This window comes from Thermococcus sp. (genome assembly GCF_027012695.1).
GTDB lineage: Archaea > Methanobacteriota_B > Thermococci > Thermococcales > Thermococcaceae > Thermococcus.
This window is the reverse complement of record NZ_JALUYR010000079.1, coordinates 1-2,135: the sequence shown is the minus strand read 5'-3', so window position 1 is coordinate 2,135 and position 2,135 is coordinate 1. Positions and strand designations below refer to the sequence as shown.

General features: G+C 54.2%; 3 protein-coding genes. 1 reads left to right on the top strand and 2 read right to left on the bottom strand.

What is annotated here, in order from left to right; all coding sequences use genetic code 11:
• Positions 1-37: 37 nt before the first annotated feature.
• Together MV985_RS06320 and MV985_RS06315 are read right to left on the bottom strand one after the other, a co-directional pair.
• Positions 38-616, bottom strand: coding sequence for an AAA family ATPase (locus MV985_RS06320; protein ID WP_297464462.1), 579 nt, complete (start codon positions 614-616; stop codon positions 38-40).
• Positions 613-1,413: a hypothetical protein gene (locus MV985_RS06315; RefSeq protein WP_297464458.1), complete on the bottom strand. Its 801-nt coding sequence runs from the start codon at positions 1,411-1,413 to the stop codon at positions 613-615. Before MV985_RS06315 ends, MV985_RS06320 begins: the two co-directional genes overlap by 4 nt.
• A gap of 107 nt (positions 1,414-1,520) precedes the next feature.
• Between MV985_RS06315 and MV985_RS06310 the strand changes: the two genes are divergently transcribed.
• Positions 1,521-2,114 carry a hypothetical protein gene (locus MV985_RS06310; protein ID WP_297464460.1) on the top strand — a complete coding sequence of 198 codons (594 nt, stop codon included), beginning with the start codon at positions 1,521-1,523 and terminating at the stop codon, positions 2,112-2,114.
• The last annotated feature ends 21 nt before the right edge of the window (positions 2,115-2,135 follow it).

Below are 2,135 nucleotides of genomic sequence, written 5' to 3'. Positions count from 1 at the left end.
CCATGCTTCCACCAGAGCTTAATTGGTAAAACTCCCTTTAAACCTTCTCCGCGATGTCCTTTATTATTTCCTCGACCCTCTCTTTAAGCTCCTCAAGTGTTCCTTCGTTGACTATAACGTAATCGGAAAGCTCCTTGAGTTTGCTCGTGTGGTAAAGCCTCTCCTCCGCGTCGTCCATTGCCCTGAAGTCCTCAAAGCTCTTAATGGTTCGGTCCTTGCTTGCCTTTCGTTTCATCAGCCTCTCAAACCTTATCTCCGGCCTCGCCTCGAGGTAAATCACCTTTCCGCCGAGCCGTTTGATTGCCTCTACCTCCTCCCTCGAGCGGACGCCGTCAATGACGATGTTCTTGCAGTGCCTTTTCTTATCCACCGCGAGCCTTATGAGTATATCCCCGCCGTAATTATCCTTCAGGTATTTCCCGAACTCTATCAGTTTATCCCTGGTCGGCTCGGCTTTTTCCGGAAGCTCCGGAATCCAGGAGTAGTCCGAGACGTTATGGGTCAAGAGGTCTATGAGCGGTTCACTGCAGGAGACCCTGCAGAAGCCCTTCTCCTCAAAGAACTTGGCCACGGTTGTCTTTCCGGCGGCTATCTTTCCAACCACTCCAATTATCATTTTCTCCACATCCTCCAGATTAGGTTGGCCCCGTCGGTTGACTCCATCAGTCCCTCGTGGGTCAGGTTAACGACGAAATCAATTAAGGCCCTTTTGTCGTAGACCACCGGTTTTTCAAAGCCGAAGAGGTATTTCAGCTCGAAGAAACCGATGTGCAGAAGGCGGAAGGGGTTCATGAGGGCGATCTCACCCTCCCATCTCAGTCCGAAGGGAAAGTCCGCGAGGACGAGCTTCGCTTCCCTCTTCCCTGCGAGCTTTACGAGCTTCCCCTCATCCGGAAAGAAAATCTCCCTGGGTTCCCCATCCAGCGGTTCATAGTCCAGCTTAGGAAAAGCGTGGCGTATTCCAACCGCTTCGTAGGGCAGGTTTAATCTCTCGACGAAGCCGATTAGGGCCTTGGCGTTGAAGCTGAGGAAGAGGAGTGTTTTAATGTTCCCCCTGACTCCGGGCCACTTCCGGGGCGGGAAGTTCTTTTCAGCCTCGATTATTGGAAGTAGGAACTCCAGCTCCGTGCCTTTTACCAGCCTTTCAGCTTTCTCAAGCTTCTTCCTCTTTATCTCAAGGTCGAGGTTGGAGTAGACCGTCAGCTGCCTGACCTTCAATCTCTCGCGAAGTTTTCCGATGACGAAGCTGTTGCCGATGATGACGCTCTTATCCGTCCTGTCGTGGGCGATGATGAAGAGCTTGTCCCCTTCTGGATCGTAACGAACCTCGTCTATCCTGAACGGGCTGTCCGGAAAGCCGTTCTCGCGCCTTATCTCCCTCACCAGTTCCGAAATCTCGCCGGCGGTAAACATGGCAACGGCACTTCGCTGCCGGGCTTTTAAGGTTCTCGCCCCAGTTTTGTTCTATATTTGGAACAAAATTTTAAAAATTATGGAACAAACCTGCCCCGGTGGTGGGAATGAGGAGGATGAGTTCAAGGGAGATCGCGATCATCGGAATAATGCTCGGCCTCTCGCTGATGCTTGAGGTTCTGCCCCTTGAGATGCCCACCCTATGGGGCATGAAGATAGACCTCGTGGCGGTTCCGATCATAATGGCCTATTTCCTTACCGGTTTCATCGGCGGCCTGCTCTCCGTGCTCCTGCTCTTCGCGGGCCTGAGCATAGTCTCCCCCGCCAGCTGGCTGGGTGGCATGATGAAGGCCACCGCCACCTTCACGGTCATCCTTGGTCTTGAAATCGCGAGGAGGCTCACCGGCTTCAGCTTCGAGAACCCGGACCGCGGAAAGCTGATCCGCTTCGCGGTGCTGGCCTATCTAATCGGAGTCGCCCTCAGGATCCCGCTTATGGTGGCCCTCAACTACTACGTCGCCCTTGAGATATGGCTTGGCGTTCCGCAGGAGAAGGTCGTCGAGACCCTTGAGGGGTGGACGGGCGTTCCCTTCTGGGTCGCTATAGGCCTGCCGAACGCGATCCAGAGTGCAATAGATGTTTTCATCGGCCTGCTCGCCACGATCCCCGTGCTAAGGCGCGTGCCGCACCTGCTGGAGTAGCGCGTTGAGGTCCTCCTTCTC

Coding starts and splice junctions, on each gene's coding strand:
- MV985_RS06315 (WP_297464458.1), bottom strand. CDS start 1,413: ATGTTTACCGCCGGCGAGATTTCGGAACTGGTGAGGGAGATAAGGCGC.
- MV985_RS06310 (WP_297464460.1), top strand. CDS start 1,521: ATGAGGAGGATGAGTTCAAGGGAGATCGCGATCATCGGAATAATGCTC.
- MV985_RS06320 (WP_297464462.1), bottom strand. CDS start 616: ATGATAATTGGAGTGGTTGGAAAGATAGCCGCCGGAAAGACAACCGTG.